The 1,977-nt window shown below is 66.9% G+C and carries 2 protein-coding genes; both read left to right on the top strand.

What is annotated here, in order from left to right:
* Positions 1 to 406, top strand: a 406-nt coding sequence (locus DBR23_RS32040; RefSeq protein WP_369882183.1) for a zinc-binding dehydrogenase, incomplete at its 5' end; no start/stop codon positions are given.
* A gap of 158 nt (positions 407 to 564) precedes the next feature.
* The coding region (locus tag DBR23_RS28320; RefSeq protein ID WP_108500272.1) for a diguanylate cyclase at positions 565 to 1,977 on the top strand (1,413 nt) is incomplete at its 3' end.

Raw genomic sequence — 1,977 nt, 5'->3', positions numbered from 1 at the left:
CTACAGCAAGGACAACCTGCGCGAGGCCATCAAGACCCTCACGGACGGCAAGGGCCCCGACGTGATCTATGACCCCGTGGGTGGCGACTTTGCCGAGCCCGCGTTCCGCTCCATCGCTTGGCGCGGCCGCTATCTGGTGGTCGGGTTTGCGTCCGGCCCCATCCCGGCCCTGCCGTTCAATCTGGCGCTGCTCAAGGGCGCGTCCATCGTCGGCGTGTTCTGGGGCGACTTTGCCAAGCGCGAACCCAAGGCCAACGCCGCCATGATGGGCGAGCTGGCACAGTGGTATGCCCAGGGCAAGATCAAGCCCGTGATCGACCGCACTATGCCCATGGCCGAGCTGCCCGCCGCCTATGCCCACATGGGCTCGCGCGGGGTGATGGGCAAACTGGTCATGGTGAACTGACGGCCAGCCGCCCCCTTTGGAACGTGTGGGCAGATCTCGCAAGGGGTCCTCCCCATGTTCCTGGCTGGCATACCCGTGTGGCCCGGTGTGCCAGCACGCGCGGCGCCTTGCCTGTGTCACACTTGTGCATTCCAGCCTCCTGACACTGGTGCCCGCCCATGGCCGACCGACCACCTTCCGAGATCGCGCGCGAGACGCTCAAACAACTGGCCGCTCGCCGACTGGCCCCCACGCCAGACAATTACCTCGCGATCTACGATGAAATAGCGGGCATCCGCAGCCCGCAGCCTTTCCCCGAGGGACCGCTGAGCAGCATCCAGCGTGTGCTGCCCGGCCAGACACCTGCGCAAAAACGCCTGCTGGGCCAGTTCGAACGCGCCATCATCACCAAGGACTGGACATCGCTGCAAAGCGTGATGGTGGGTTACGCCAATCTGGGTCTGCACCCGGCCACGGCTTCCAAACCCATCGAGGTGGCCGATGCGCCCGCCGCACTGGGCGAACTGCCGGCCGAGTTTGCCGAAGCCCTGGCCCGCCTCATCGACAACACCCTGCCCGCCCTGGGTGACGACGATCCCCGCGTCATCGACATGGCGCAGCAGCTCATCACTTTTCTGCGCGAACCCACGCCCCTGGTGACCACCGCGCAGCTCATGCTGGGCAACTTCAGCTACCGCCTGTCGTTCGCCACCGAAGAACAAGCCTCCATCCGCGCGAGCCTGCTCGAGCTGCTGCACATGATCTTCGAGAACATCGCCGTGCTCAGCGTGGACGACCGCTGGCTGCAGGGCCAGGCCGAGGCGCTGATGAGTGCCTCGACCCCGCCTCTGACGCTGCGGCGGCTGGACGATGTGCAGCGCCGGCTCAAGGACGTGATCTTCAAGCAGACCGAAGCCAAGGCGCGGTCGCTGGAGGCGCAAGAACAGATGAAGGAGATGCTGGCCACCTTCATCGAGCGGCTGGCGCGCATCACCGCATCCAGCACCAGCTACCAGGGCACCATGGAGCGCTGCGCGGACCTGATCGGCAAGGCCAGCACGCTGCAGGAGATCGCCCCGGTGCTGCAGGAGGTGATGAGCGCCACCCGCGCCATGGCGCTCGACAGCCGCGTGACCCACGATGAGCTGCAGGACCTGCGCGAGCGCACCGAGGCCAAGCGCGCCGAGGTCGCCAAGCTTCAGGAAGAACTGGACCGCGCCAGCGCCCAGGCCCGCCACGACCCGCTGACCGGCAGCCTCAACCGCAAGGGCCTGGACGAGGCCGTGGAACGCGAGATCGCCCGCGCCCGCCGCCTGGGCTCGTCCCTATGCCTGGCGCTTCTGGACGTGGACAACTTCAAGACCATCAATGACCGGCTGGGCCACGCGGGGGGCGACGCTGCCCTGGTGCACCTGGCGCAGGTCACGCGCGAGGTCATGCGGCCGCAGGACTTGCTGGCACGGTACGGCGGCGAAGAGTTCGTGATCGTGCTGCCCGACACCACCGTCGAAGCCGGCGTGGCGGCCATGACCCGCTTGCAGCGCGAACTGACCACGCGCTTCTTCCTGCAAGGCACCGAAAAGGTGCTCATC

It is taken from the genome of Acidovorax sp. HMWF018, from assembly GCF_003061035.1.
GTDB lineage: Bacteria > Pseudomonadota > Gammaproteobacteria > Burkholderiales > Burkholderiaceae_C > Acidovorax > Acidovorax delafieldii.
The sequence above is the reverse complement of the archived record's forward strand: the minus strand, read 5'-3'. Positions and strand labels throughout refer to the sequence as shown.